Genomic DNA, 25,991 nt, shown 5'->3' with positions numbered 1-25,991 from the left:
TCCCGTTGTGGGTCTCGGATGTCCTGTGGGCCGCATGCGGGTCGAAGCAGGTCCCGGGCGGCCGGGTCAGGCGGCAGGGAGGTCCCGGACCGACATCTGCGCCATGCAGGTCAGCAGGGAGCGGCGGAACGTGGCGACGAAGCCCTCGACGGTGTCGGTCGTACGGGGCCGGGACAGGTAGGGGGCCAGCTTCTCCTCCACCTCCCGCACCCCGGGCTGGGTGGCCATGTGGCGGGCGACGGCGTCCAGGTCGCCCTCGTACTCGATGACCCGCACCATCGTGGCGTCCCGGATGAAGACCGCGGTGGACAGGATGCGCGCGGTCTCGCCGCCCGCACCGTCCCGCACGATAGGTGAGTTCACCCGCCGGAAGTTGCCGAAGATCTCCGAGATCTCCTTCTCGTGGCCCGCCTTGATGTCGTAGGTGATGGCGGCGAACGGCATGGGCTGCTCCTCGCAGGTCGCGGACGCGGGGGTCCCCCGCGGGCGCCATCTCGCCGCACCGCGCTCGCCGGTGGCTCGAGTCCTCCTCGCACCCCGGCGGCACCCCCGAGCGCCCCGCCGTCGCGCCCCCGGGCGCTCCGCCGCGTCGACGCCGGTTCGAGCAGCCGTCTAGGCCCGGCTGCGACGGTGCACCGCGCTGCGGACCCGCGGGACGCCGGGGGCGAGACACCGGCCGCCAGGCGGAACGCCAGCCCATGACAGCCGATGAGGAGGCGGGGTCAGTGACCACCGAGATCACGCGCACCGTCCGGGTGCACGCCGACGACGTCGAGGCCAACACCCGGCGCGGCGGCGACATCAGGACCACGCTCAGCCCGAAGACCACGGGATGCACCAGCGGATTCGGCGGGGTGCTGAACCTGGCGCCGGGCGAGCACGTCACCGAGCACTACCACCCCTACTCCGAGGAGTTCCTGCACGTCGTCACCGGGCGGCTGGAGATGACGATGGACGGGCAGGTCGTGCAGCTCGGGCCGGGCGACTCGCTGCTGGTGCCCATCGGGGTGCGCCACCGGCTGGTGAACACCGGCACCGAGAGCGCGCACGCCGCCTTCCACCTCTCGCCGCTGGCGCCCCGGCCCGACCTGGGACACGTGGACACCGAGCAGGTGGCCCGGCCCCAGCAGCCCAACCCGCCGGTCGGCGGTGCCTCGTGACCACCGGGGCAGCCGCCGGCCGCCGCGCGGTGGTCACCGGGGTCGGCGTGGTCGCGCCCGGCGGAGTGGGCCGGGAGGCGTTCTGGAAGCTGCTGTCCGACGGCCGCACCGCCACCCGCCGGATCTCCCTGTTCGACCCCGCCGGCTTCCGCTCCCGGATGGCGGCCGAGGCCGACTTCGACCCGGTGGCCGCCGGGCTGGACGCGCGGCAGATCCGGCGGATGGACCGGGCCGCCCAGTTCGCCGTCGTCAGCGCCCGGGAGGCCGTCGAGGACAGCGGGTACGACTTCGCCGCCGCCGACCCGGCCCGCACCGGGGTGAGCATCGGCAGCGCCGTGGGCTGCACCATGGGCCTGGAGGAGGAGTACGTCCTGCTCAGCGACGCCGGGAAGCACTGGCTGGTCGACCACACCTACGGGATGCCGCACCTGTACGGCTACATGGTGCCCTCCACCCTCGCCGTGGAGGTGGCCTGGGAGGTCGCCGCCGAAGGGCCGGTCGCGCTGATCTCCACCGGCTGCACCTCGGGCCTGGACTCCATCGGGCACGGCGTGCAGCTCATCGAGGAGGGCAGCTCCGACGTGGTGCTGGCCGGGGCGACGGACGCGCCGCTCTCCCCGATCACCTCCGCCTGCTTCGACGCCATCAAGGCCACCTCGCCCAACAACGACGATCCCGAGCACGCCTCCCGCCCCTTCGACGCCCAGCGGGACGGCTTCGTCCTGGGCGAGGGCGCCGCCGTGCTCGTCCTGGAGGAGAAGTCGGCGGCCGAGGCGCGCGGGGCGCGTGTCTACGGGGAGATCGTCGGCTACGCGGGCCGCAGCAACGCCTTCCACATGACCGGGCTGAAGGCCAACGGACGCGAGATGGCCGAGGCCATCCGGGTCTGCCTGGACCGGGCCCGGCTCGATCCGACCGCCGTCGACTACATCAACGCGCACGGCTCCGGCACCAAGCAGAACGACCGGCACGAGACGGCCGCCTTCAAACGCAGCCTCGGGGAGCACGCCTACCGGATCCCGGTCAGCTCCATCAAGTCCATGGTGGGCCACTCGCTGGGCGCCATCGGCTCGATCGAGGTGGCGGCCTGCGCGCTGGCGCTCGACCGGCAGGTCGTGCCGCCCACCGCCAACCTGCACCACCCCGACCCCGAGTGCGACCTGGACTACGTCCCGCGGACCGCACGCGAGCACCCCATGGACGTGGTGCTCAGCGTCGGCAGCGGGTTCGGCGGCTTCCAGAGCGCCACCGTGCTGGCCCGCCCCGGAGTCGTCGACCACCAGGGGGAGGGGAGAGCGGCATGACACCTCCGACCGCCACCAGCCAGGCGCCGGTCTCCGCGACCGGCGTCACCACCCCGGTCCGCGCCCCCGTGGTCACCGGCCTCGGCGTCCTGGCGCCCACCGGCATCGGCACCGAGGAGCACTGGAGCGCGGTGCTGGCCGGCCGCTCCGCCATCGACCGGATCACCCTGTTCGACCCGGCGCCCTACCCGGTGAAGCTGGCCGGCCAGGTGCCCGGGTTCGTGGCCAAGGAGCGGGTCCCCAGCAGGCTCATCTCGCAGACCGACCGCTGGACCCACCTGGGACTGGCGGCAGCGGAGGCCGCCATCGCCGATGCCGGGGCCGTCCCCGCCGAACTGCCCGAGTACGAGATGGCCGTGGTCACCTCCAGCTCCTCGGGCGGCACCGAGTTCGGCCAGCACGAGATGGAGAACCTCTACCAGCATGCCCCCGACTGGGTGGGCGCCTACCAGTCCATCGCCTGGTTCTACGCGGCCACCACCGGCCAGATCTCCATCCGGCACGGGCTGCGCGGACCCTGCGGGGTGCTGTGCTGCGAACAGGCCGGCGGGCTGGACGCGATCGGCCAGGCCCGGCGGCTGATCCGCACCGGCGCCAAGCTGGTGATGACGGGCGGCACCGACGCCTCGCTCTGCCCCTACGGGCTGACCGCGCAGCTGACCACCGGCCAGCTGTCCACCGTGCAGGATCCGGCGCGCGCCTATCTGCCCTTCGACGCGGAAGCGTCGGGATATCTGCCCGGCGAGGGCGGAGCGCTGCTGGTCGTCGAGGACGCCGACGCGGCCGAGGCCCGCGGCGCCGGACCCGGCTACGGCCGGGTGCTCGGCTACGCCGCCGCGTTCGACCCGCCGCCGGGCTCCGACCGCGGACCCGTGCTGGCCCGCACCGTGCGCTCCGCGCTCGCGGACGCCGGGCTGGACGCGGCCGCGGTGGACGTGGTCTTCGCCGACGCGCTGGGCGTCCCGGACGCCGACCGCGCCGAAGCCGCGGCGCTGGCCGAGGTGTTCGGGCCGCGCGGGGTGCCGGTGACCGCGCCCAAGACGCTGACCGGACGGCTCTACGGCGGCGGTGCGGCACTGGACGCCGCCACCGCGCTGCTGGCGCTGCGCGACCAGGTCGTCCCGCACACCGTGGGCCCCGCGGCGCCCGCGTCCGGATACGAGATCGACCTGGTGCTCGGCGAGCCCCGTCGGGCCGGACTGCGCACCGCGCTGGTCGTCGCGCGCGGTCACGGCGGCTTCAACGCGGCGCTCGTGCTGGGCCACCCGCAGCAGGACGTGCCGGGAGACAACGAGAAGTGAGGAGGGACCGCCATGGCGGGCCACACCGACAACAGCATCGTCATCGACGCGCCCATGGACCTGGTCTGGGACATGACGAACGACCTCAGGTCCTGGACGCAGCTCTACAGCGAGTACGCGGCTGTCGAGGTGCTGGAGGAGAAGGACGTGGACGAAGGCCGGGAGTTCCTCTTCCGGCTCACCATGCACCCCGACGAGAACGGCAACGTCTGGAGCTGGGTCTCCAAGCGGGTCGTCGACCCCGCGGCGCGCCAGGTGCGGGCCCACCGGGTGGAGACCGGGCCCTTCGAGTACATGAACATCTACTGGGAGTACCTGCCCGAGGGCGACGGCGTGCGGATGCGCTGGGTCCAGGACTTCCACATGAAGGACGCCGCTCCCGTCACCGACGAGGGCATGACCGAGCGCCTCAACCGCAACACCCCGGTGCAGATGAACCTCATCAAGGGGAAAGTCGAAGAAGCGGCGAAGGCGCCCGGAGCGAAGGCAGCGGCGGAGCGGAAGTGATCGCCTACCTCGCTCCGCTCGTCGTCCTGCTCAACGGGCTGGCCGCCGGCGTGCTGTTCGGCACCCAGCTCGGCGGCTGGCCGCTGCTGGCGGCGCTGCCCGCCGACCGGTACGTGCACGCGCACGCCTTCTTCGCCACCCGCTACGACCCGGCCATGCCGATCTGCCTGCTCGGCACCCTCGCCGGGGACGGATGGCTGCTGGCGGCCAGTCCGCACGCGGCGGCCCGCGGCCTGTTCGCCGCGGCCGCCGTGCTGGCGGCCGGCACCGTCGTCATCTCGCTCACCAAGAATGTCCCCGTCAACCGATGGGTGCGCACGCTCGACCCGGACAACCTGCCCGCCGACTTCGCCGAGCGGGATCCGCGCTGGCGCTGGGGCGCCTGGAACCAGCGCCGCAGCGCGCTGACCGTCCTCGCCCTGGTCGCCAACTGCGCCGCCCTCACGCTGCTGCTGTGACATCCCACCGTCCGAACCGTTCAAGGAGGAACCCATGGATCTCGGCCTCAAGGGCAAGAAGGCCCTGGTCACCGGAGGTACCAGGGGAGTGGGGCGGGGCGTCGCGCTCGCCCTGGCCGAGGCCGGCGCCGACGTGCTGACCTGCTACCGGAACGAGAGCGAGGCCGTGGCCTCGCTGGAGGCCGCGCTCAAGGAGACCGACGGCGACCACCACGTGGTCTGCGCCGACGTCTCCGACCCCGACAGCGTCGGCGCGCTGATCGACGAGGCCCGCACCCGCTGGGGCCGCCTCGACCTGGTGGTCAACAACGCCGGTGCCATCAGCCACATCCCCTACACCGAACTGCCGCTGGAGGAGTGGCGGCGCATCGTCGACACCAACCTCACCGGCGTCCACCTGGTCATCCAGGCGGCGCTGCCGCTGCTGGACGAGGGCGCCTCGGTGGTCAGCATCGGCTCCAAGGCCGTCGAGGCGGGCATCCCGCTGCGGTCCCACTACACCGCGACCAAGGCCGCCCTGGTCGGCCTGAACCGCTCGCTGGCCAAGGAGTTCGGCAGCAAGGGCATCCGCTTCAACGTCGTCGCGCTCGGCGTCATCGAGACCGAGAACCTGCACAAGATGCCCGAGGAACAGCAGAAACTCATGATCGAGCGGTACAGCGCCAAGACCGCGCTGGGCCGGCTCGGCACCCCCGACGAGGTCGCCGGCGCGATCCTGTGGCTGGCCAGCGACCTCTCCCGCTACGTGACCGGCGCCACCATCGGCGTGGACGGAGGGATTTCCTGATGAGCACGGAAGCCAGGACCGAGGGCCAGTTCCGGGTACTGCTGCGGATGCAGATCAACCCCGGTATGGAGGCCGACTTCGAGAAGACGTGGCGGGGCAGCACCGAGGCCGTCACCGGCCACCCCGCCTGCCTGGGCCAGTGGCTGTCCAAGTCGGCCGACGAGGAGTCCACCTACTACATCGTCAGCGACTGGGTGGACGAACCAGGGTTCCGCGAGTTCGAGACCAGCGACGCGCATCTCGCCCACCGCGAGCGGCTGCACCCCTTCCGCTCCCAGGGCTCCTTCAACACGATGACCGTCGTCGCCCACGTACCGGGCAAGGCGGGCACGGATGCCCACTGAGGTCCGCGTACTGGTGTACCAGGCGGCCTACGACGACGAGCAGCTGGCCGCGGTGCGCGCGGCGTACCACCAGGTCAGCAAGCGGATGGCGGAGGTGCCCGGGATGCTCGGCAACGAGCTGCTGCGCTCTCCCGCCGACCCGACCGCGCTCGTCGTCGTCAGCCGCTGGTCGGACCCGGCGGCCTTCCGGGCCTGGGAGGAGGGCGCCGGGCACAAGGACGACACGGCGCCGCTGCGCCCCTACCGGGACACCCGCCTGCAGGTCCCGTTCGGCATCTACGAGGTAGAGGCCACCTACTGACCGCCGCGCGCCGCCGCGAACGCAAGGGACACCCATGACAACTTCCACCGCGCCCACCGGGGCGCCGCCGACGGAACGGCCTTCCTGGGTCTCGTGCACCAACTGCCGCTCCCTCGTCTACGGAAAGCGGTACACGCGGCTGCTGCACGTGTGCCCCGAGTGCGGAGCGCACGCCCGCCTGGACGCGCCCGCGCGGATAGCGCAGCTCTTCGACGAGGGCAGCGTCCAGCACCTCGACGTCCCCGCGACCCAGCACAATCCCCTCGACTTCGTGGATCAGCGCCCCTACGCCGAACGGCTCCAGCAGGCCCGCCACCGCACGGGCCAGCAGGACGCGGTCCTGGCGGTGCGGGGCAGGATCGAGGGGCGCCCGCTGACCGCCGCCGTCATGGACTTCCGCTTCTTCGGCGGCAGTCTGGGCGTCGCGGCGGGCGAGGCGGTCACCACCGCCGCCGAGCACGCGCTGCGGGACCGCACCCCGCTGCTGCTGGTCACCGCGTCCGGCGGGGCCCGTATGCAGGAGGGGGCGCTGTCCCTGATGCAGATGGCCAAGACCAGCAACGCACTCGCCCAGTTGGACGAGGCCGGGCTGCTGACCGTCACTCTGGTCACCGACCCGACCTACGGCGGGGTCGCCGCGTCCTTCGCCACACTCTCCGACGTGGTGGTCGCCGAGCCCGGCGCCCGGATGGGGTTCGCCGGGCCGCGCGTCATCGAGCAGACCATCCGCCAGCAGCTGCCCGACGGGTTCCAGACCGCCGAGTTCCTGCGCGAGCACGGGCTGGTGGACGACGTGTGGGAGCGGGGCGAGCTGCGCGCCCGGCTCGCTCGGCTGCTGACCGTCACCGACCGCCCGACGGCGGCGTGGGGGAGCGGCGAGGCGGATCCGGTGGTCCGCGACAGCCAGTTGCTGGACCAGCTGCCCGCCTGGGACTGCGTCCAGCTCGCCCGGGAGTCCGGGCGGCCCACCGCGCTGGAGCACATCGGCTTCTGGCTGGACGGCTTCGTCGAACTGCACGGCGACCGGGCGGGCGAGGAGTGCCCGTCGATCGTCGGCGGGATCGGCTGCCTGGACGGCCTGCCGGTGATGGTCGTGGGGCACCAGAAGGGCCACACCACCGCCGAGCTGGTCGGCCGCAACTTCGGCATGCCCTCGCCCGCCGGCTACCGCAAGGCGGGCCGGCTGATGCGTCTGGCGGCCAAACTGGGGCTTCCCGTCGTCACTCTGATCGACACCCCGGGCGCCTACCCGGGGCTGACCGCCGAGGAGAGGGGCCAGTCCGGCGCCATCGCCGAGAACCTGCGGCTGATGGGGTCGCTGCCGGTGCCCGTCGTCGCCGTCGTCACCGGGGAGGGCGGCAGCGGCGGGGCGCTCGCGCTGGGCGTCGCCGACCGGGTGCTGATCTGTGCCAACGCGACCTACTCGGTGATCAGTCCGGAAGGCTGCGCGGCCATCCTCTGGAAGAACGCCGCGGAGGCCGCCGTCGCCGCCGACGAGCTGGCGCTGGACGCGGCCTCGCTGCTGCGGCTCGGCGTGGTGGACGGGGTGATACCCGAACCCGAGGGCGGCGGCCACACGGACACCGCGGCGCTGAGCGACTCCGTGCGGCGGGCCGTCGTCGCGGCGCTGCGCGAGCTGCGGACCGCGCCGGACGCGGCCGGGACGGCCGACCCGGTGCCCGCGCGGCGGCGCCGCTTCCGCTCCTTCGGCCTCGTGGACGGCTAGCGGTGTCCGGCGGGCCACTCGAACGCGCCGGGCACGACGGCCGGGACGGCTCCCTCGGTCCCTGGCCGGGCGGCGCCCTCCACCCGCCGCCGCCGTGGCCCGGCCCCATCGCGGCGCACACAGGTCGCAAGGCAACGTACTACCGAGAGGCACTCATGAGTGAACTCACCCAGGACAGTCCGCGCGCCCAGACCGACGATGCGCTCGCCGGCCTGGACTACGACAACAGCGGCCTGGCCCTGACCGACATCTGCCGGAGCATCGCCGAAGTGGTCCGCGTAGGGCCCGACAAACCCCGCCGGGTGCGGATCGCGCTCGGTGCCGCCAGCGTCGAGGTCGAGTGGGACAACGAACGGGCCCCCGCGGCGGCGCAGGCCGTACTCGGTCCGCACGGCGACCCCGGCGCCGCGGGGGGCGCCGGGGAGGAGGTCCTGGAGGGGCACCGGGAGTGCGCGCCGCTCGTCGGCACCTTCTACGCCGCTCCCGCGCCCGGCGCGCCCGCCTTCGTCCAGCCGGGCGACCATGTGGAGGAGGGCCAGCAGCTCGGCATCATCGAGGCGATGAAGCTGATGAACCCGCTGGCGGCCACCCGGCGCGGCCGGGTGGTGGAGGTGCTGGTCGGGGACGGCGAGCCCGTCGAGTACGGCGAGCCGCTGGTGCTGATCGACCCCGACGACACCGCCGCCGACGGCTCGGACGAGGGGGTGTGACGGTGGGATTCGGCACCGTCCTGGTGGCCAACCGGGGCGAGATCGCGATCCGTGTCATGCGGACCTGCCGCGAGCTGGGCATCCGCACCGTGGCCGTCCACTCGACGGCCGACCGGGACAGCAGCCATGTGCACGCGGCGGACGCCGCCGTGCAGATCGGGCCCGGAGCGCCCCGCAAGTCGTACCTCTCGGCGCCCGCCGTGGTCGAGGCGGCGCTGCGCACCGGCGCCGACGCGGTGCACCCGGGGTACGGCTTCCTCTCCGAGGACCCGGACTTCGCGGAGATCTGCGCGGAGAACGGGCTGACCTTCATCGGGCCGCGTCCCGAGGTGCTGGCCAGGCTGGGCGACAAGGCCGTCGCCCGGTCTCTGATGACGGACGCGGGGCTGCCGGTGCTGCCCGGCAGCCCCGGCACCGTCGACAGCGCCGCCGAGGCGTCCGACCTGGCGTCCCGGATCGGCTATCCGCTCATCATCAAGGCTGCGGCCGGGGGCGGCGGGCGCGGGATGACCGTGGTGCGCCACGCCTCCGACCTGCTGCCCGCCTACCGGCAGACGCGGGCGACCGCGCAGGCCGTCTTCGGCGACAACCGGGTCTACATGGAGCGGTACTGCGACAGCGCCCGCCATATCGAGGTGCAGGTGCTGGCCGACGGGCACGGCACCGTGCTGCACCTGGGCGAGCGGGACTGCTCGGTGCAGCGGCGGCACCAGAAACTGGTCGAGGAGAGCCCCGGTCCGGGCCTGCATCCGCAGTTGCGCTCGGCCATGGCGCGTGCCGCGGTGCGCGGGGCCCGGGCCATCGGGTACACGGGTGCGGGGACCTTCGAGTTCCTGGTGCACGACGAGGGCTTCTCCTTCATGGAGATGAACTGCCGCATCCAGGTCGAGCATCCGGTCACCGAGGCGGTCTACGGGGTCGACCTGGTGGCCGAGCAGATCCGGGTCGCCTCCGGGGAGGCGCTGCGGATGTCCCAGGAGGATCTGGTGCCGCGGGGCGTCGCGGTCGAGTGCCGGGTCAACGCGGAGGACCCGGCGCGGGACTTCGCACCGGCGCCCGGCACCCTGGCGGAGTTCGTTCCGCCGGGCGGTCCGTTCGTGCGGGTGGACACCCACGGCCGGGCCGGCTGGAAGGTGCCGCCGCAGTACGACTCGCTGCTGGCGAAGGTCGTCTGCTGGGCGCCCGAGCGCGACGAGGCGCTGGACCGGATGGACCGGGCGCTGGCCGAGTTCCGGATCGCCGGGCCGGGGGTGCACACGACCATCCCGCTGCTGCGCGAGATCGTCGCCGATCCGGTCTTCCGGGCGGGCCGGCACATCACCTCCTTCCTGGACACCCGCGCATGAGGCACCGCGCCGCGGGCGTCTGACCGCGCACGCCGGAGCCCCGGCCCCGTTCGACGGGGGCCGGGGCTCCGGCGTGTTCCGGTCGCGGGAGTCGTGCCGCGGAGTGCGGTACGGCTCCCGCGGTGGGGCTCGGTGGCCGGGCGCGGCGGCCGCCGGGTGCGGCCGCCGCCTTCCGCGAACGGGCTCAGGCCGTGACGTGGAAGATCAGATGCTGGCCGTGCGCGGCCATCGGCCGGCCGTCCTCCAGGCTGCCGACCCAGGAGGCGGCCACATAGCGGCCGGGCTCGGTCGGCATGGTGACCCAGATGTCTCCGCCGGGGGAGATCGGCGGTGTGCCCAGGGGGGCTTCGATGCTGAACGGAGGTGTCATGCTCATGTCACTATTGAAGAACGCGTGCACGTCCTCCTCGGTGACCGAGTCGTCCCGGACGCGGTAGATGATCGCCTCGTCGGGCTGCGTCACCTGGTTGACGCACCGGACCGGGGATCCGGCCCTGGGCTGTCCGTGCAGTTCGAACCGCGGCCCCTCCGCGGTCTCGCGGGTGGTCAGCGTGGCCGCGCTCCCCGCCGCCGCGGCGGCGTCCGTGGCGGTGACCGGCTCCGTGACGGTCAGCGTCCGCACATGCTCCTGCCCCCGCTCCGGCTCGCGGCCCAGCGGTCCCTGGAAGTCCCGGTACTCCAGCACCAGATAGCTGCCCGGCTCCAGCACCGGGGTGATGTAGGAGACCGCACCCGGATGGACGGCGGCCCCGCCGTACAGCTCGGCGGTGGCCATCAGGCCGCGGGTCGCCTCGATGGTCTCCTGCGGGGTCCGCGCCGAGAAGAGCGCGTACAGCAGTTCGCGGAAGGCGCTCTCCTCGTGTCCGTCGCGCAGCCGGACCAGTCCGAGGAACCCGGTCCGGTAGCTGGTGGCGGTCACCTGGAAGACGGTCGCCCCCGGGGGAGCCGTGCTCGGGCAGACGAAATCCTCCTCGCCGGTCACGATGCGGAGCGGTTCGCACGCCGCGGCCTGCTGGGCCGGAGCGGCGGCGTGGGCCGGTGCGGCCCCGGCGGCCAGGGCCGCGCCGGCCGCCGCGCCGCCCGCGGCGATGAACCGACGCCTGTTCCAGTTGCGCATACGGACACTTCCTCGTGTCGAACGGGCAATTCCGGTCCCCAGCGAACAAGTGACCGCCCGCGACGGGCTCAAGGATGTGTCAAATGTGATGGCAGAGGTGACACGGGCACCGCATCGGGCAGCGAGACCGGCACCGAAACGGGCGGGAAACGGGCAGCGCTACCAGCCGATGACGGCGTCCTTGCGGAAGAACACCCCCGAGGGCCCGCCGTCCGGCAGCGTCGCGGCGCGCAGCACGTCCCGCGCCGCCTGCTGCGGGCTCTGCTCGGCCGTCGGCCGCATCCGGGTGCGCACCAGCCCCGGGTTGATCGAGTTGACCAGCACCCCCGTGTCCCGGGTCTCCTCGGCGAGCATCACGGTCAGCGCGTTCAGGGACGTCTTGGAGACCGAGTAGGCCGGGCACATGGCGGCGATCCCGTTGCTGAACGAGCCGGTGCCGCTGGAGATGTTGACCACCCGCCCCCAGCCCCGTGCCACCATGCCGGGGACGAAGGACTGGCAGACCCGCCAGGTGCCCAGCAGGTTCACCTCCAAGGTGCGCTCGACCAGCGACAGGTCCAGCGCGGTTGGCCGCTCCCCCCAGTCCAGCTGCACGCCCGCGTTGTTGACCAGGATGTCGACCGGGCCCAGCCGCGCGGCAGCCCGCTCGGCCGCCCCGGTCTCCGTCACGTCCAGCACCGCGGACCGTGCCCCCTCGCCCAGTTCGGCGGCCGCCTTCGCGGCGGCCTCCGCGTCCCGGGCGGCGACCACCACCCGATGCCCGGCCTCGTGCAGCGCGGCGGCCACCGCCTGCCCGAGTCCGCGGTTGGCCCCGGTCACCAGCGCGGTGCGCGGTCCGGTCGGGGGAGTGCTGCTGCTGTTCATCTCGGCCTCCGGGATCTCGACGGATGCGCGTGCCGCGGCCGGTCGCCGCGGACGCTCTGCACGTGGTCAGTGGTGGTCGGAGATCCAGCGCGGGGCCTGGGACTCGGAGCCGGGCCGGGCGATCGTGAACTGCCCCATCATGCCCTGGTCCTCATGGGTGAGGACGTGGCAGTGGTACATGTAGGGGTACTCGGTGTCCACCCAGCGCGGCAGCGGGACCGCGAGCCGCACCGTGCCGCCGGCCGGGACGTGGACGGTGTCCTTCTGGCCCCGCAGCCGCGCGGGCGGCTTCCGCCCCCGGTACTCCAGGACGTTGAAGCCGGTGCCGTGCACATGGATGCTGTGCATCCCATCGCTCGAACCGGTGAACTCCCACACCTCCACCGCTTCGGCGGGGGCGACCACGTCCACCCGTGCCATCTCCATGGCCTTGCCGTTGATCTGGGTCCCGTTCATCCGGAACCTGCGCACGGTCGCGCCCTTCGGCACCTCGACCGGGCGCGGCACGTCCCGCAGCCGCTCGGGCAGCGGCTGCGACCTGGTCAGCTTCGCCGCGGGGCGCAGCTGAAGGATGTCGAAGGTGTCCTGGCCGCCGTCCATCCGGTCGGTGGGGAAGCCGAGCCCCAGGTCGGGCGGGAAGCTGCGCAGCAGCGCGGTCCTGCCCGGCTCCATCCGCACCACGATCTCGGCGCGCTCGGCGGCCATGAGCTGCAGCCGCCGCAGCGGCACCGGGCGCTCCAGCAGCCCGTTCTCCTGGGCCACCAGGTGGAACTCGCGGTCGTCGGTGAAGCCGAAGTTGTAGACGCGCGCGTTGGAGGCGTTCAGTACCCGCAGCCGCACCAGCGTGGTGGTCACCTTCAGATGCGGGTCGTGCACCCCGTTGACCAGAATCGTGTCGCCCAGCACCCCCACGCTGCCCACCCCGGCGAAACTCTCCAGGGTGGAGGCGCCGCGCAGCTCCATCGTGCCGTCGTCCGCGAAGCTGCGGTCCTGCACGATCAGCGGGATGTCGTCCACCCCGTAGTCGCGCGGCAGGCCCGTGCGCTCCTCGGCGTCCTTCTCGTCGTCCACCAGGAACATGCCCGCGATGCCGCGTGTCACGTGCTCGGCCGTGGCCCCGTGCGGGTGGGGGTGGTACCAGAGCGTCGCGGCGGGCTGCTCGATCTTCCAGCGCGGCTTCCAGACGGCGCCCGGCTGCACCGTCTGGTGCGGGCCGCCGTCCATCACCGCCGGCAGGTGCATCCCGTGCCAGTGCAGGGTGGTGGCCTCCGGCAGCCGGTTGTCGTAGGCGACCCGCACCGTCTCCCCGCGCCGGGCCCGCAGCGTGGGCGCCAGGAACGGCCCGTTGATGCCCCAGGTCGGGGTCTGCTTGCCGGGCAGCAACTCGCTGCTGCCCGGCCGCGCCGTGAGCTCGAACAGCCGGTCCCCGCCGCTCTTGCGGCCCTCCAGCAGCCGGGGGACGCGCAGCGGGTTCTCGAACGTCAGCTCCCCGACGTTGGTCAGCTTGCGGTTGCCGTAGACGACCGCGAAGTTGACGGCGTACGCACCGCCCACCACCACACCCGCGCCCAGCGTGCCGCCCGCGGTCAGCAGGGCGCGGCGGCGGATCCGCCGGCCGCGCGAGGGCGGTCCGCCGTCGGCGTCGCGCTTCTTCTTCCCGGCCCGGCGCGGCCGCTGCTCGTTGTCCGGTTCGCTGGTCATCGGACCATGGTGGCCGGTCATCCGGCCAGCGTCCGGCCGTTGACTCGACTGTCCCTGGAGTGGCGGTGGAGCGCGCGCCGATGCCCCTTGCCCGGCGCGTCCCGGAGCGGCTACAACCTCGCTCGAGCCGTTCTCCAGCGGCCCTGGCCAGGCTGTACGCACGGCCGCGGACCAGCCGACCGCGTGCCCGAGGAGGAACCGTGACCGGCACGCCACCCCGTACGCACTCCACCGCCCCGGCAGCGCAGCCGGACGGCGGTGGACTGTTCGCCAGATCCGCCGTCTTCGCGCACCGCCACCGATGGACCGCGCTGGTCCTGTGGGCCGTGGTGCTCGCCGGGATATGGGCGGCGGCCTCCAGCGCCGGGGACCGCTACCGCGACGACTACTCCATCCCCGGGACCGAGACCCAGCGCACCGTCGAGCTGCTGGAGGAGCACGGTTCCGGGCAGGGCGGCGGCTCCCTGGAGATCGTGCTGCACGACCCGGACGGGCTGCGCGGGAAGGCGGTCCGCCGGGCCGTCGGCGCCATGGAGGCGAAGGTCGCCGGCCTGCCCGCGGTCGACGAGGTGCGCGGCGCCTTCGCCGACCCCTCCTCGCTCTCCCCGGACGGCACCACGGCCTTCGCCACCGTGACCCTCGACCGGCCCGCCGAGGAGATGGAGGTCTCCGACACCCGGCGCATCCTGGAGACCGCGCGCACCGCGGCGGGCGACGGGGTGCGCGTCGAGCTCGGCGGCGAGGCGGCCGGCGAACTGGCGGCCGACTCCGGCGGCGCGGCGGAGGGAGCCGGCATCCTCGCGGCGCTGGTCATCCTCGTCTTCATGTTCGGCACCGTGGTCGCCGCCGGACTGCCCGTCATCACCGCGCTGTTCGCCGTGGGCACCACCCTCGGCGCCATCGTGCTCGTCTCCCACCTGTTCACCGTCGCCACGTGGGCCCCGTACGTCATGATGCTCGTCGGCCTCGGCGTCGGCATCGACTACGCGCTGCTCGTCTTCGCCCGGTACCGCACCGAACTCACCAGCGGCGCCGAGACCGCCGAAGCGGCGCGGCGGGCCCTCCAGACCGCCGGGCGGACCGTCGCCGTCGCCGGCTGCACCGTGATCATCGCCCTGCTGGGGCTGGTCGCGCTGGGCCTGGGCGCGCTGCGCGGGGCCGCGCTGGCGGTGGCGCTGACCATCCTGGTCACGATGCTCGCCTCGCTGACCCTGCTGCCCGCGCTGCTGGCCGTCTTCGGCAAGCGCTTCGAGCGCCAGTTCCGGGCCCGTGCCGCCAAACGCGCCGAGCGGGGCAAGTCCGAGGAGGGCGCGGGCTGGCGCCGGCTGGGCGCGGCCGTGCAGCGCCGCCCGGTCGCGGTGCTGGTGCTGGCCGTGGTCGCGCTCGGCGCGCTGGCCGCGCCGATGCTCGGCATGCGGCTCGGCTTCGCCGACGCGGGCAACGACCCGCAGGGCAGCACCAGCCGGGAGGCCTACGACCGGCTCGCCGACGGATTCGGCCCCGGCGTCAACGGCCCGCTGGTGATCGCCGTCGCCCCGCCCGAGGACGGCGACGTCCGGGCAGCGGCCCGCTCCCTGACGACGGCACTGCGCGACACCCCCGGCATCGCGGGCAGCAGCGGGGTCATCCCGACCGGGGACGGCGAGGCGGCCACCGTGCTGGCCTATCCGAAGACGGCGCCGCAGGACGAGGCGACCACCGACCTGGTGCACCAGCTGCGCGAGGAGGTGCTGCCCGGCCTCTCGGAACGCACCGGCGCCGACTATCTGCTGGGCGGCGCCACCGCCTCGGTCATCGACTACTCCGACACGGTCGCAGCGCGGATGCCGCTGTTCGTGGCCATCGTCGTGGGGCTGTCCATGCTGCTGCTGGCCGCCGTCTTCCGCTCGCTGCTGATCCCGCTGAAGGCCGCGCTGCTCAACCTGCTGTCCATCGGTGCCGCGCTGGGCGCCATCACCCTGGTGTTCCAGAACGGCTGGCTGGGCGAACAGGCGGGGCCCATCGAGGCCTACCTGCCTGTGATGATCTTCGCGATCGTCTTCGGGCTCTCCATGGACTACGAGGTCTTCCTGCTCTCCCGGATGCGCGAGGAGTGGCTGCGCACCGGCGACCACACCGCGGCCGTCCGGGAGGGACTGGCCCGCACCGGCGCCGTCGTCACCGCGGCCGGGGCCATCATGATCGTGGTGTTCGGCTCGTTCTTCCTCAGCGACGACCGGATGCTCCGCCAGTTCGGCTTCGGGCTGGCCGTCGCGATCTTCATGGACGCCGTCGTCATCCGCTGCCTGCTCGTCCCCGCCGTGCTGCGGCTGCTGGGGCCGCGCGCCTGGTGGCTGCCGCGTCCGGTGGAACGAATCCTGCCACGTCTGGATATCGACTGACGGACGGGCATCGATCGGCGACACTCGATACCTGCACGACCGCACCGACCCGCACATCAACGCACCCCGCAGAGAACGAGGTTGATCCATGAGCGGCACCCAGTCCGTACGACCCCGCAGAGCGCTGCTGATCGGCTGCGGTATCGCCGGGCCCGTCCTGGCCATGTTCCTCCAGCGCATCGGCGTGGACGCCGTCGTCTACGAGGGCAGCGAGAAGCCGAGGGACGACGCGGGGGCCTTTCTGAACCTGGCGCCCAACGGGATCGCCGTCCTGGAGACCCTGGGCATCGCCGAGGAGGTCTCCGGCAGCGGAACCCTCACCCGCAACACCGCCTTCCTCAACCACAAGGGCCGGCAGCTCGGCCAGAACCCGGCCGAGACCGTGCTGCTGACGCGGGGACGGCTCAACCAGGCGCTGCGCGAGGCGGCGGTCGAGCGCGGCGTGCCGATGGAGTTCGGCAAGTTCTTCGAGAGCGTCACCGAGACGGACGAGGGCGTGTCGGTCCGCTTCCGCGACGGCACCACCGCCGAGGGCGACTTCCTCGTCGGCTGCGACGGCATCCACTCCAAGACCCGCTACACCGTGCTGCCCAACGCCCCCAAGCCCGCCTACACCGGAGTGATCGGCACCGCCGGGTACACCCATTCCCGGCACGGGGCTCCCGAGGACGGCACCATGCGGATGTCGTTCTGCCTGGAGGGGTTCTTCGGCCACCAGACCACCCCCGGCGGGGAGATCTACTGGTTCGAGAACTACCACCACGAGCGGGAGCCCGCACGCGGCGAGATCGAGGCCGTCGAGCACCAGGAGTGGCAGCGCCGGCTGCTGGAGCGGCACCGCAAGGACCACTACCCGGTGCCGCAGCTGATCGAGGACACCGCCGACGGCATCATCGGCTACCCCATCTACGACATGCCCTCGCTGCCCACCTGGCACAAGGGGCGGGTCTGCCTGGTCGGCGACGCCGCGCACGCCACCTCGCCGCACGTCGGCCAGGGCGCGTCGATGGCGATGGAGGACGCGATCGTGCTGGCCAAGTGCCTGCGGGACATCCCGCAGGTGGAGCGGGCCTTCGCGGCGTTCCAGGACATCCGCAAGGACCGGGTCGAGAAGATCATCAAGGAGGGGCGCCGGACCGGCAACCAGAAGGCGGCGGCCAACGGCTTCCAGCGCGCCCTGCGCGACCTGGTGCTGCCGTTCTTCCTCAAGCTCGGCGTCAAGGCGACCGAGCCGGTCTACTCCTACCGCGTCGACTGGGACGAGGAGGTCCGGCCCGCGCCCGCGGGCCGCGCGGCCTGAACGTGCGGTCCCGGACAGCCGGAGGGGGTACGCCCGGTCCGCGTACCCCCTCCGCCGCTGTCCCGGACCGCACGGCGCGGATCAGGACTCGTTGTGCGTGGAGAGCTGCACCAGGTTGCCCTCCGGGTCGGCGACGTAGGCCGAACGCTCGCCCCACGGCTGGTCCTTGGGCGCCATCAGGCCCCGCGCGCCCGCCTGCCGGGCCTTCGCGTACAGCGCGTCCACATCGCTGGTGATCACCACGATCTCGGACTGCTTGCGCAGCGAGCGGCCGATGTGCCGCAGCGGCGTGGACTGCTTGATCACGTCGTAGGTGGCGAACGTGAGGTAGTAGCTGTCGCCGAGGCTGACCGTGCCGAAGACGGCGTCCCCCTCGGCCGGGAAACGGAAGTCGACCTGGAAGCCGAACGCCTCGTGGTAGAAGTCCAGCATCTTGTCGATGTTCCTGGTGTAGAGGCTCGGCTGCCCGTACCGCACGATCTCGGCCGTCGACGGTGCCTTGGCCGCCGCCGGCTGCGCACCGCTGCTCGGGGCGCCCGCCACCAGCCCGACGGACAGCACCGCCGCGCTCGCCGTGCTGACGGCCAGGGTGCGGATGGCTCTTGCACGCATGGTGGTCTCCTTCGCTTCGACTGACCCGGGCCGCTCCCGGGCGCCGCCCAGCAGACTCCACCCCGCTCGAGCCCCGCTGGAGCTGCCCCGCTCGGCCTCCACCGGCTCTCGAACCGGTTGTGCCTGCCCCGGCACCCGCGCACGGCCCGGGAAAGCGCCGGGGTGGGGGGTCTCGCGGGGGACACACCGGGGACACCGCCGGGCATTGAGGCCGTCTCCACCGCTCCTCCGGCAGCCCGGCGCACCGTGCCCGGGAGGGTCCGAGCCTTCCACCCGATCTGTCCTGGGCCCCGGAGGAATGGAGAAGTTCATGCGCGGTTCCACCCAGATCCTCGTCATCGGGGGCGGGCCTGCCGGGTCCACGGCGGCCGGACTGCTGGCCAAGCAGGGCTTCGAGGTCACCCTGCTGGAACGGGACCAGTTCCCCCGCTACCACATCGGCGAGTCGATCCTCCCCTCGTGCCGCCCGATACTCGAACTCCTCGGCGTCTGGGACAAGGTGCAGTCCCACGGCTTCCAGCCCAAGGGCGGTGCCTACTTCTTCTGGGGCCCGGAGGAGTGGGAGGTCAAGTTCGACAGCCTGGGCGACGACGGCACCAACGCCTGGCAGGTCGTCCGCTCCGAGTTCGACGAGCTGCTGCTGCGGCACGCCGCCTCGCTGGGCGTCGAGGTGGTGGAGAACGTCACCGTCAAGGAGCTGGAGTTCGCGGGGGAGCGGCCGGTCGCCGCCCGCTGGGCAGGCACCAAGGACCCGGACCGCAGTGGCCGCATCGCCTTCGACTACGTCATCGACGCCTCCGGGCGCGGCGGCGTCATGGCGGCGCGGCACGTCAAGAACCGCCAGTACCACGAGATCTTCCGCAACGTGGCCGCCTGGTCGTACTGGAAGAACGTCAAGCCGCTCGACCGGGGCCCCGAGGGCGCCATCGCCGTCTGCTCGGCACCCGACGGCTGGTTCTGGGTGATCCCGCTGCACGACGGCACCACCAGCATCGGCCTGGTCACCGGGCGGGACATCTTCAACGAGAAGCGCAACCGCCTCGGCGGCGTCCAGGAGGTCTACGACCAGGTGCTGGCCGACTGCCCGGCCGTCACCGACCTGCTCGGCGGCGCCGAGCAGGTCGGTGAGATGAAGGTCGAGCAGGACTACTCCTACACCGCGGAGAACTTCGGCCGCCCGGGCTATCTGATGTGCGGCGACGCCGCGTGCTTCCTCGACCCGCTGCTGTCCACCGGAGTCCACCTGGCCACCTACAGCGCGATGCTGGCCAGCGCCGCACTCGGCAGCGTCATCCGCGGTGAGGTCGAGGAGGAAGAGGCCTGGCAGTTCTTCAACACCGTCTACCAGCACGCCTACGAGCGGCTGCTGGTGCTGGTCTCGGTCTTCTACGAGAGCTACCGCGGCAAGGAGCACCACTTCTACAACGCGCAGAAGCTCACCTCCGCGCAGCGCGAGAACCTCAACCTCCAGGACGCCTTCGACCGGATCATCACCGGTATCGCGGACATGGAGGACGCACAGGACGTGTACGCCAGCGTGCACGCCCATCTGAACGGCGCCGAGAGCGGCGACCCCAACCCGCTCGCCAACCTGAACAAGGTCCACGAGCAGAAGCAGGCCCCGATGAGCGAGCAGAACGCCGTCGGCGGCCTCTACCTCGCCTTCCACCCGCAGCTGCGACTGGCACGCTCCGGCGCCGCCGAGGCGGCTCCCCAGGGAGGCCCGGCGGCATGACAGCTCAGCAACCGGCCCCCGCGGCGGACGGCGCACCGGCCGCCACCACCTCGCTGCGGCCCTGGCCCAACTGGTTCCGCACCCTGTTCATGAGCGACCTGTGGGAGCGCTTCGGCTTCTTCGGCATGCAGGCGATCCTCGTGCTGTTCGCCGTCGCGCCCCGCGACGAGGGCGGGCTCGGGCTCGCCAAGGCGGACGCCGCCGCGCTGTTCGGCGCCTGGATCGGGCTGGCGTTCATGCTCTGCCTGCCCGGCGGCTGGGTCGCCGACCGGCTGCTCGGCCCGCGGCGCACCCTGGTGCTCGGCGCCGCCGTCACCACCGCGGGCCACTTCGCGCTCGCCACACCGCTGCTGTGGCTGACGCCGCTCGCGCTCATTCTGCTGGCCGTCGGCATGGGCCTGTACAAGCCCAACCACCAGGCCCTGCTCAACCTGATGTTCAAGGACGGCGGCCGCCGCGAGGCCGGCATCTCGCTGATCTACGTCGGCATCCAGGTCAGCGCCCTCACCTCGCCGCTGATCGCGGGGTTCCTCGGCGAACGCGTCGACTGGCGACTCGGCTTCGCCGTCTCGGGCACCGCGATGCTGATCGGCACCATCCAGGTGGCGCTGGCCCGGCCGCAGTTCCAGGGGGTGGGCGACCGGCCCGGCCGGCCGCTGGACGCGGCATCGGCCCGCCGCGTCAAGCGCCTGACCGGCGCCGTCGCGGCCGTCCTCGTGCTGCTGCTGTGCGGGATGGCGGCGGGCGGCGCGCTGACGGCGGGCAGCGGCATCGCCCTCGTCGGCATGGTCACCATCGTCGCGCCCGTCGTCGCCTACACCGTGCTCTACCGCAGCCCCGAGCTGGGGCCGCCGGACCGCAGGAGGCTGCGCGCCTTCCTGTGGATCTTCCTCGGATCGACGCTGTTCTGGTCGCTCATCGCCCAGGACGGCTCCTCGCTCACGCTGTTCGCCAAGAACTCCACCGACCGCGACGTGCTCGGATTCGAAGTGCCGGTCAGCTGGCTGCAGTCGGCCACCCCGCTGTTCATCCTGGTGCTGGCACCGGTGTTCGCCTGGCTGCTGCTCAAGCACGGCGGCGGACGCGGCGGCGTACCGGCCAAGTTCTCCGCCGGCCTGCTGCTGACCGGCGTCAGCTTCCTGATCATGGCGGTGGCCGCCGGGCTGGCCTCCGGCGACACCAAAGTCTCCCCGGTGTGGCTGCTGGTGGTCTATCTGATGCACGCCTGCGGCGAACTGATCGTCGCCGCCGTGGGCATCGCCGCCGTGGCCGACGTCCTGCCGCGCCGGTTCATCGCGCACATGCTGGGACTGCTCTGGCTGTTCGCGGCACTCGGCGGCGGCGCCGGCAGCGGCCTGGTCCGGCTGATCGACGTGATTCCCGAGGCGCTGTACTACCTGCTGCTCGCGGTGCTGGCGCTGTCCGTCGGCGGCGCCCTGGCCCTGCGGCGGCACGCCGTGGCCCGCGGCCTGGCCCCCGAGGGCGCGGACGCCGAGGAACCGCCCGGGGGCACCGCGCCCGCGACCGTCAAGGAAGGTGACCGCGCATGACCTCGCTGCCCCCGGCACCCGAGTCCGCCACCCTCGACACCCCCCAGACCTCGGAGCTGGCCCGGCTGGGGCTCGGCTTCGCGGCCTCCAAACTACTGCTGAGCGCGCTGGAGCTGGGCGTCTTCTCCGCTCTCGCGCAGACGGCCGACGGCAGCGCGGAGGCCGAGGAGCTGCGCGCCGCGCTGGGTCTGCACCCGCGGGCCGCCTCCGACTTCTTCGACGCGCTGACCGCCGTCGGCCTGCTGGAGCGGCAGTACGGCCGCTACCGCAACAGCGACACCGCCCAGCGGCACCTGGTCCGCGGCCCCGACTACCAGGGCGGCTTCCTGGAGGGCGCGGGGTTCGTGCTCTACCCGGCCTGGGGGCGGCTCACCGAGGCGCTGCGCACCGGGGAACCGCAGGCCGAGGGCGACTTCGAGGCCATGCTCAGCGACCCGCAGGCCCGCCGGATGTTCCTGGCCATGCAGGACTCGCTCAGCCAGCCGCTGATCCCGCATCTGCTGGCGGCGCTCGACTGGTCCGGGTACGCCACCCTCACCGACGTGGGCGGCGCCCGCGGCAACCTGGCGGCGCGCATCGTGCGCGAGCGCCCCGGGCTGACGGCCACCGTCTTCGACCGGCCGCAGAACGCCGGACCCTGCGCCGAGCACACCGCGGACCTGGGGGTGGCCGGCCGTACCGGCTTCGTCGGGGGCGACTTCTTCACCGACCCGCTGCCGCCCGCCGACGTCGTCGTCATCGGCCATGTCCTGGCCGACTTCTCCCGCGACGAGCGCCGCGCGCTGATCGAGAAGGCGTACACGGCCGTGCACGCGGGCGGGGCGCTGCTCGTCTACGACCCGATGAACGGCGACAAGCCCGAACTGGCCTCGCTGATCGCCAGCCTGCACATGCTGGTCATGACCCCGGCGGGAGCCGGATACCACCCCGACCACTGCGCCGGGTGGATGGAGCAGGCCGGATTCACCGGGGTGACCTCCCGGCCGCTGCCGCTGGGCAACACGCTCCTGGCCGCCCGCAAACCGACGGCCGCCACGTCCTGACGACACAAGGAGACCGACTGTGGAGATCGGAGTGGGCCTGCCCACCACCGTGCCCGACGTCGACGGGCGGCGCCTCGTCCGGTGGGCGGCCCGCGCCGAGGAGCACGGCTTCTCGGCGCTGGGCGTCCTGGACCGGCTCGTCTACGACAGCTACGAACCCCTCACCGCGCTCACCGCGGCCGCCGCCGTCACCGAACGGATCCGGCTGACGACCAGCGTCCTGCTGGCCGCCTACCGGCCCGGCACCGCGCTGCTGGCCAAGCAGCTCGCCACCCTGCACGAGATCTCCGGCGGCCGGCTGGTGGTCGGCGCCGCGGCGGGCGGCCGCGAGGACGACTTCCAGGCGACCGGCGCCGCGTACCACGACCGGGGGCGCCGGCTGGACGCGCTGCTGACCGAACTGCGCAACGTCTGGGACGGCAAGGAGACCGACACCGGCGTCGCAGGCATCGGGCCCTTCCCGGCGGCACCGGGCCCCGAACTGATCGTCGGCGGCCACACCCCGGCGGCGATGCGGCGGGCAGCCCGGCACGCGGGCGGCTGGATCGCGGGCGGCAGCTCGGCCACGGCCTACGCCGACCTGGCGCAGCAGGCCCGCGACGCCTGGCGCGCCGCGGGCCGCAGCGACAGCCCGCGGCTGGTCGCGCTGGTCTACGCCTGCCTGGGGCCGGAGGCGCGCGCCACCGCCGAGCGCTATCTGCGGGCCTACTACGCGTTCATCGGCCCCAAGGCGGAGATGGCCGCCAAGGCCGTCCTCACCGACGCGGACTCCCTGCGCGAGACGGCCGCCGCCTACGCCGCGGCCGGCTGCGACGAGCTGCTGGTCTTCCCCTGCACCGCCGCACCCGAACAGCTCGACCTCCTGGCGGAGGCCGCCCTTGGCTGACGCCGCGCTCCCAGGAATCGCGCCGCCGCCGCAGGGTGCGGGCGCTGCTCGGCGTGGGTCGGCGCCTCCGGACGGTGCCGGAGCTACGCCCGCCGCCGACGCACGTGCGCTTCGGCGGTGTGCGGCGCGGTCACGGTGCTGCGCTCCGGGAGGGTGCGTCCAGCCAGGGTGACGCCGCCGGCGATGCGTGAGTACCGCCCGATGGCAAGCCCTGGACCCAGGCTGATGTTGTGGCCGGTCTGGACGCGGTCGCCACGGAGCGCCCCGAAGCGGGGCGTTCCGCAGCGGTAGATCCCACCAGGGGCGCGAAACCGGATCTCGCGCTCCGGCTGCGCCATGTGAGTGCTCCACATACTGATGGCGGCGACGGTGACGTTGGCGGACAGATGGGCCTCGTCACCGACGAGGGTGCGATTGTGACCGATGCGGTGCCCGAGAATCGTGCCTTCACCGAGGAACGACCGTGTGACTTCGCAGTTGAAGCCGACGCTTACTCCTGCGCTGAGTACCGAGCCGGACCGTACGGTGGAGAACTCCCACACCCGCACGCCGGGGCCGATGATGACGTCCTCTCCGATGAGGGCCGTTCGATGGATCTCGGCAGTGGGGTGGATACGGTGAGGGTGGGGGAGTCGCGCGAGGGCCTGGCGGTGCCAGTCGTCCCACGACGCCAGGAAGTCAGCCAGCTCTGCGTCGTTCATGTCGGCATACGGGGTGTCTGCGAGCATCCCGGCGCTGGGTGCGGTGAGGTAGTCGCCGATACGTAGTCGGGGCATGAAGACCTCTCTCTTGCGGTCGGCCCGCTGCCCGGGATCGTCAGCATCTGCGTCAGTCCCGAGAGACGGAGCGTTCATCTGTGAGTAGTCCGCGCATCGGCGTCGCCATCCTGACGATGGGCAACCGACCAGCCGAACTGATGGAACTGCTGGAGTCGGTGGCCATGCAGGAGACGCCCGCGCAGCGGGTGGTGGTGGTCGGGAACGGGGCGCCACTGCCCGCGCTCCAGGATGGAGTGACCGGCCTCGAGCTGACGGAGAACCTGGGCGTGGCCGGCGGCCGGAACACGGCCCTTGCCTGTCTGGCGGAGTTCGGGGACGTCGATGTGGTGGTGGATCTGGACGATGACGGTCTGCTGATCAGCCGCGACGCCTTCGCCCGCCTGGCCGCCCTGTACGAGCAGGACGAGCGGCTGGGCATCGTCAGCTTCCGTATTTGCGATGAGCGCGGCCGTACCCAGCGGCGTCACGTTCCGCGGCTGAGGGCCGGGGATCCGATGCGGGGCGGTCCGGTCACCACCTTCCTCGGCGGCGGGCACGCCCTCTCGGCCCGGATGCTGGAGCAGACCGGCGGCTGGCCCGACGCCTTCTTCTATGCCCACGAGGAGACGGACCTGGCCTGGCGTGCCTTGGACGCGGGATGGAAGGTGGTCTACGAACCCGCCCTGGTGCTCCAGCACCCGTGGACGTCACCGACCCGGCACGCGGTCTTCCACCGCATGGTCGCCCGCAACCGGGTATGGCTGGCCAAACGCCACCTGCCCGCACCACTCGTCCCCGCCTACCTGGGTGCATGGACGCTTCTCACTCTGGCCCGGACGCGTTCGTGGGACGGGCTCCGCGCCTGGTTCGGAGGGTTCGCAGAAGGCGTGCGCACCTCGTGCCCGCCGCGGCAGCCGATGAGGTGGGCCACGGTCTGGCGCATGACCCGCCTCGGTCGGCCTCCGGTGCTCTAGGCGCTCGCAGCCCTCTCGGCGAGCAGCCAGTCCGGTACCGCATCCGGGGTCCTGCCCAGCCACCGCACATAACGGGCCACCCCGTCGGCGACCGTGATGGTGGGCTTCCACTCCAGTGTCGCGGCCAGCCGGTGCGGTGAGGCGTAGCCGCCCAGCGGGTCACCAGAAGGCATCGGAGCCTCCAGCAACTGTGTGCCGGGGAAGTGTTCGGCAATCAGGTCGGCCACGGTGCGCACGTTTGTAGGCGTTCCAGTTCCGACGTTGACGGTTTCGTTGTGTGCGCGCGGTGCAACCAGGCTGCGTACTGTGGCGGCAGCCACGTCGTCGACATGCACCAGGTCGCGGATCTGCCGACCACCACCGTGCAGGTACAGCGGCAGCCCCAGAGCGGCGCGCACGGCAAACCAGGCGACCACCCATGAGTGGCTGTCCTCCTTGACCACCTGCGGTTCTCCGTAGACGGAGAAGTAACGCACGACGGTGTGGGAGATACCGACCGCACCCAGCATCAGCCGAGTCTGGGTCTCGCCCCACGCCTTCGTGCTGCCGTAGACCGAGACGGGCCGCAGGGGCGTCTCCTCGGTGAACAGCGTGGCTGCCTGTCCGTAGACGGACTCCAGCAGTTGCCGCATCGATCGCCACTCGGCGCAGCGGGGAGAGTTATCCGGCTCGCCGTTGCCGTAGACGCTGGCAGAGGAGACGAACACGAATCGGCGCAGTCGGTCGCTGGCGGCGGCAGCGTCCAACACGGTCTGTGTGCCACAGATGTTGGCGGCGATCGCGTTATGCGGGTGGCGGGTGCAGGCTGCCACGTCAGCCAGCGCCGCGGCGTGGATGATGTAGTCGGTTCCGTCAACAGCACGCGTCACGGCGGCCTCGTCGGTGATGCTTGCTCGGATGACGTCGGGGCTGTCGAGGCCGACGCCGAAGATGTCCCGGTAGGTGTGGGCGGGATAGGCGTCGAGCGTGCACAGCACGCGTCAGTGGGCTCCCAGTTCGCGGAGGCGACCGGTGATGCGGCTGCCGATCAACCCAGCGCCTCCCGTTACCAAGACGGTTCGCCCAGCCAGCTCTGACAGATATGTGTCGGTCACGATGCCTCCTGATGCGGTAGGTGTGGGCGCTC

General features: G+C 72.5%; 25 protein-coding genes. 18 read left to right on the top strand and 7 right to left on the bottom strand.

Annotation, left to right across the window (positions count from 1 at the left end; genetic code table 11):
- Positions 1–66: 66 nt before the first annotated feature.
- Positions 67–444 (bottom strand): SchA/CurD-like domain-containing protein, encoded by a 378-nt coding sequence (locus tag ACFYMO_RS07485; protein ID WP_388544915.1) that lies wholly within the window; start codon positions 442–444, stop codon positions 67–69.
- Between the two features lie 281 nt (positions 445–725).
- Here ACFYMO_RS07485 and ACFYMO_RS07480 point away from each other — a divergent pair, with 281 nt between their 5' ends.
- The 11 genes from ACFYMO_RS07480 (at position 726) to ACFYMO_RS07430 (ending at position 9,944) form a co-directional block, all read left to right on the top strand.
- On the top strand, positions 726–1,160 hold the full coding sequence (locus ACFYMO_RS07480) for a cupin domain-containing protein (RefSeq protein ID WP_019358452.1): 435 nt from the start codon (positions 726–728) through the stop codon (positions 1,158–1,160).
- Positions 1,157–2,464, top strand: coding sequence for a beta-ketoacyl synthase (locus ACFYMO_RS07475; protein WP_027759556.1), 1,308 nt, complete (start codon positions 1,157–1,159; stop codon positions 2,462–2,464). Before ACFYMO_RS07480 ends, ACFYMO_RS07475 begins: the two co-directional genes overlap by 4 nt.
- Positions 2,461–3,765, top strand: coding sequence for a ketosynthase chain-length factor (locus tag ACFYMO_RS07470; protein ID WP_366772228.1), 1,305 nt, complete (start codon positions 2,461–2,463; stop codon positions 3,763–3,765). The genes ACFYMO_RS07475 and ACFYMO_RS07470 overlap by 4 nt, the downstream gene beginning before the upstream one ends.
- 12 nt (positions 3,766–3,777) lie before the next feature.
- Positions 3,778–4,272 (top strand): SRPBCC family protein, encoded by a 495-nt coding sequence (locus tag ACFYMO_RS07465; protein ID WP_366772229.1) that lies wholly within the window; start codon positions 3,778–3,780, stop codon positions 4,270–4,272.
- A complete protein-coding gene (locus ACFYMO_RS07460; protein ID WP_366772230.1) occupies positions 4,269–4,730 on the top strand; it encodes a DUF1772 domain-containing protein in 462 nt (153 codons plus the stop codon). The genes ACFYMO_RS07465 and ACFYMO_RS07460 overlap by 4 nt, the downstream gene beginning before the upstream one ends.
- Positions 4,731–4,764: 34 nt before the next feature.
- Positions 4,765–5,517 (top strand): SDR family NAD(P)-dependent oxidoreductase, encoded by a 753-nt coding sequence (locus ACFYMO_RS07455; RefSeq protein ID WP_019358447.1) that lies wholly within the window; start codon positions 4,765–4,767, stop codon positions 5,515–5,517.
- On the top strand, positions 5,517–5,861 hold the full coding sequence (locus ACFYMO_RS07450; RefSeq protein ID WP_019358446.1) for an antibiotic biosynthesis monooxygenase: 345 nt from the start codon (positions 5,517–5,519) through the stop codon (positions 5,859–5,861). The genes ACFYMO_RS07455 and ACFYMO_RS07450 overlap by 1 nt, the downstream gene beginning before the upstream one ends.
- Positions 5,851–6,162 (top strand): antibiotic biosynthesis monooxygenase family protein, encoded by a 312-nt coding sequence (locus ACFYMO_RS07445; RefSeq protein ID WP_366772231.1) that lies wholly within the window; start codon positions 5,851–5,853, stop codon positions 6,160–6,162. Before ACFYMO_RS07450 ends, ACFYMO_RS07445 begins: the two co-directional genes overlap by 11 nt.
- 34 nt (positions 6,163–6,196) lie before the next feature.
- Positions 6,197–7,888 (top strand): acetyl-CoA carboxylase, carboxyltransferase subunit beta, encoded by a 1,692-nt coding sequence (gene accD, locus ACFYMO_RS07440; RefSeq protein WP_366772232.1) that lies wholly within the window; start codon positions 6,197–6,199, stop codon positions 7,886–7,888.
- Between the two features lie 155 nt (positions 7,889–8,043).
- Positions 8,044–8,598 carry an acetyl-CoA carboxylase biotin carboxyl carrier protein subunit gene (locus ACFYMO_RS07435; RefSeq protein WP_276474788.1) on the top strand — a complete coding sequence of 185 codons (555 nt, stop codon included), beginning with the start codon at positions 8,044–8,046 and terminating at the stop codon, positions 8,596–8,598.
- Entirely contained in the window at positions 8,595–9,944 is a 1,350-nt protein-coding gene (locus ACFYMO_RS07430; protein ID WP_388544906.1) for an acetyl/propionyl/methylcrotonyl-CoA carboxylase subunit alpha, read from the top strand. Before ACFYMO_RS07435 ends, ACFYMO_RS07430 begins: the two co-directional genes overlap by 4 nt.
- A gap of 184 nt (positions 9,945–10,128) precedes the next feature.
- Here ACFYMO_RS07430 and ACFYMO_RS07425 read toward each other — a convergent pair whose 3' ends face one another.
- From ACFYMO_RS07425 to ACFYMO_RS07415, 3 genes are all read right to left on the bottom strand, one after another.
- Positions 10,129–11,061 carry a hypothetical protein gene (locus ACFYMO_RS07425; RefSeq protein ID WP_366772234.1) on the bottom strand — a complete coding sequence of 311 codons (933 nt, stop codon included), beginning with the start codon at positions 11,059–11,061 and terminating at the stop codon, positions 10,129–10,131.
- 159 nt (positions 11,062–11,220) lie between these two features.
- Positions 11,221–11,925, bottom strand: a complete 705-nt coding sequence (locus tag ACFYMO_RS07420; protein WP_388544903.1) for an SDR family NAD(P)-dependent oxidoreductase — start codon at positions 11,923–11,925, stop codon at positions 11,221–11,223.
- Between the two features lie 66 nt (positions 11,926–11,991).
- Positions 11,992–13,626 carry a multicopper oxidase domain-containing protein gene (locus ACFYMO_RS07415; RefSeq protein WP_366772236.1) on the bottom strand — a complete coding sequence of 545 codons (1,635 nt, stop codon included), beginning with the start codon at positions 13,624–13,626 and terminating at the stop codon, positions 11,992–11,994.
- 200 nt (positions 13,627–13,826) lie between these two features.
- On the opposite strand from ACFYMO_RS07415, the gene ACFYMO_RS07410 reads away from it, so the two are divergent.
- Both ACFYMO_RS07410 and ACFYMO_RS07405 read left to right on the top strand, forming a co-directional pair.
- Positions 13,827–16,007, top strand: a complete 2,181-nt coding sequence (locus tag ACFYMO_RS07410) for an MMPL family transporter (protein ID WP_366772237.1) — start codon at positions 13,827–13,829, stop codon at positions 16,005–16,007.
- A gap of 88 nt (positions 16,008–16,095) precedes the next feature.
- A complete protein-coding gene (locus tag ACFYMO_RS07405; protein WP_019358437.1) occupies positions 16,096–17,307 on the top strand; it encodes an NAD(P)/FAD-dependent oxidoreductase in 1,212 nt (403 codons plus the stop codon).
- A gap of 81 nt (positions 17,308–17,388) precedes the next feature.
- Here ACFYMO_RS07405 and ACFYMO_RS07400 read toward each other — a convergent pair whose 3' ends face one another.
- Positions 17,389–17,919 (bottom strand): VOC family protein, encoded by a 531-nt coding sequence (locus tag ACFYMO_RS07400; RefSeq protein ID WP_388544899.1) that lies wholly within the window; start codon positions 17,917–17,919, stop codon positions 17,389–17,391.
- Between the two features lie 310 nt (positions 17,920–18,229).
- On the opposite strand from ACFYMO_RS07400, the gene ACFYMO_RS07395 reads away from it, so the two are divergent.
- From ACFYMO_RS07395 to ACFYMO_RS07380, 4 genes are read left to right on the top strand one after another with little or no spacing between them, the layout of a single operon-like run.
- On the top strand, positions 18,230–19,654 hold the full coding sequence (locus ACFYMO_RS07395) for an NAD(P)/FAD-dependent oxidoreductase (RefSeq protein WP_388544897.1): 1,425 nt from the start codon (positions 18,230–18,232) through the stop codon (positions 19,652–19,654).
- Entirely contained in the window at positions 19,651–21,204 is a 1,554-nt protein-coding gene (locus ACFYMO_RS07390) for a peptide MFS transporter (RefSeq protein WP_366772241.1), read from the top strand. The genes ACFYMO_RS07395 and ACFYMO_RS07390 overlap by 4 nt, the downstream gene beginning before the upstream one ends.
- Complete coding sequence (locus ACFYMO_RS07385) at positions 21,201–22,247, top strand: methyltransferase (RefSeq protein ID WP_366772242.1); 1,047 nt, start codon at positions 21,201–21,203, stop codon at positions 22,245–22,247. Before ACFYMO_RS07390 ends, ACFYMO_RS07385 begins: the two co-directional genes overlap by 4 nt.
- 19 nt (positions 22,248–22,266) lie before the next feature.
- A complete protein-coding gene (locus ACFYMO_RS07380; RefSeq protein WP_366772243.1) occupies positions 22,267–23,133 on the top strand; it encodes an LLM class flavin-dependent oxidoreductase in 867 nt (288 codons plus the stop codon).
- A gap of 83 nt (positions 23,134–23,216) precedes the next feature.
- Here ACFYMO_RS07380 and ACFYMO_RS07375 read toward each other — a convergent pair whose 3' ends face one another.
- Positions 23,217–23,909, bottom strand: a complete 693-nt coding sequence (locus tag ACFYMO_RS07375) for a transferase (RefSeq protein ID WP_366772244.1) — start codon at positions 23,907–23,909, stop codon at positions 23,217–23,219.
- An 80-nt stretch (positions 23,910–23,989) separates the two neighbouring features.
- Between ACFYMO_RS07375 and ACFYMO_RS07370 the strand changes: the two genes are divergently transcribed.
- A complete protein-coding gene (locus ACFYMO_RS07370; protein WP_027759546.1) occupies positions 23,990–24,865 on the top strand; it encodes a glycosyltransferase family 2 protein in 876 nt (291 codons plus the stop codon).
- Here ACFYMO_RS07370 and ACFYMO_RS07365 read toward each other — a convergent pair.
- The gene (locus ACFYMO_RS07365; RefSeq protein WP_388544891.1) at positions 24,862–25,842 is read right to left on the bottom strand and encodes an NAD-dependent epimerase/dehydratase family protein; all 981 of its coding nucleotides are present in this window, start codon (positions 25,840–25,842) and stop codon (positions 24,862–24,864) included. The two genes, ACFYMO_RS07370 and ACFYMO_RS07365, sit on opposite strands and share 4 nt — an antisense overlap.
- Positions 25,843–25,991: the final 149 nt, after the last annotated feature.

The organism is Streptomyces sp. NPDC007025 (genome assembly GCF_042869455.1).
GTDB lineage: Bacteria > Actinomycetota > Actinomycetes > Streptomycetales > Streptomycetaceae > Streptomyces.
Note: the sequence above shows the minus strand (reverse complement) of the source record. Positions and strands in the feature narration are given on the sequence as shown.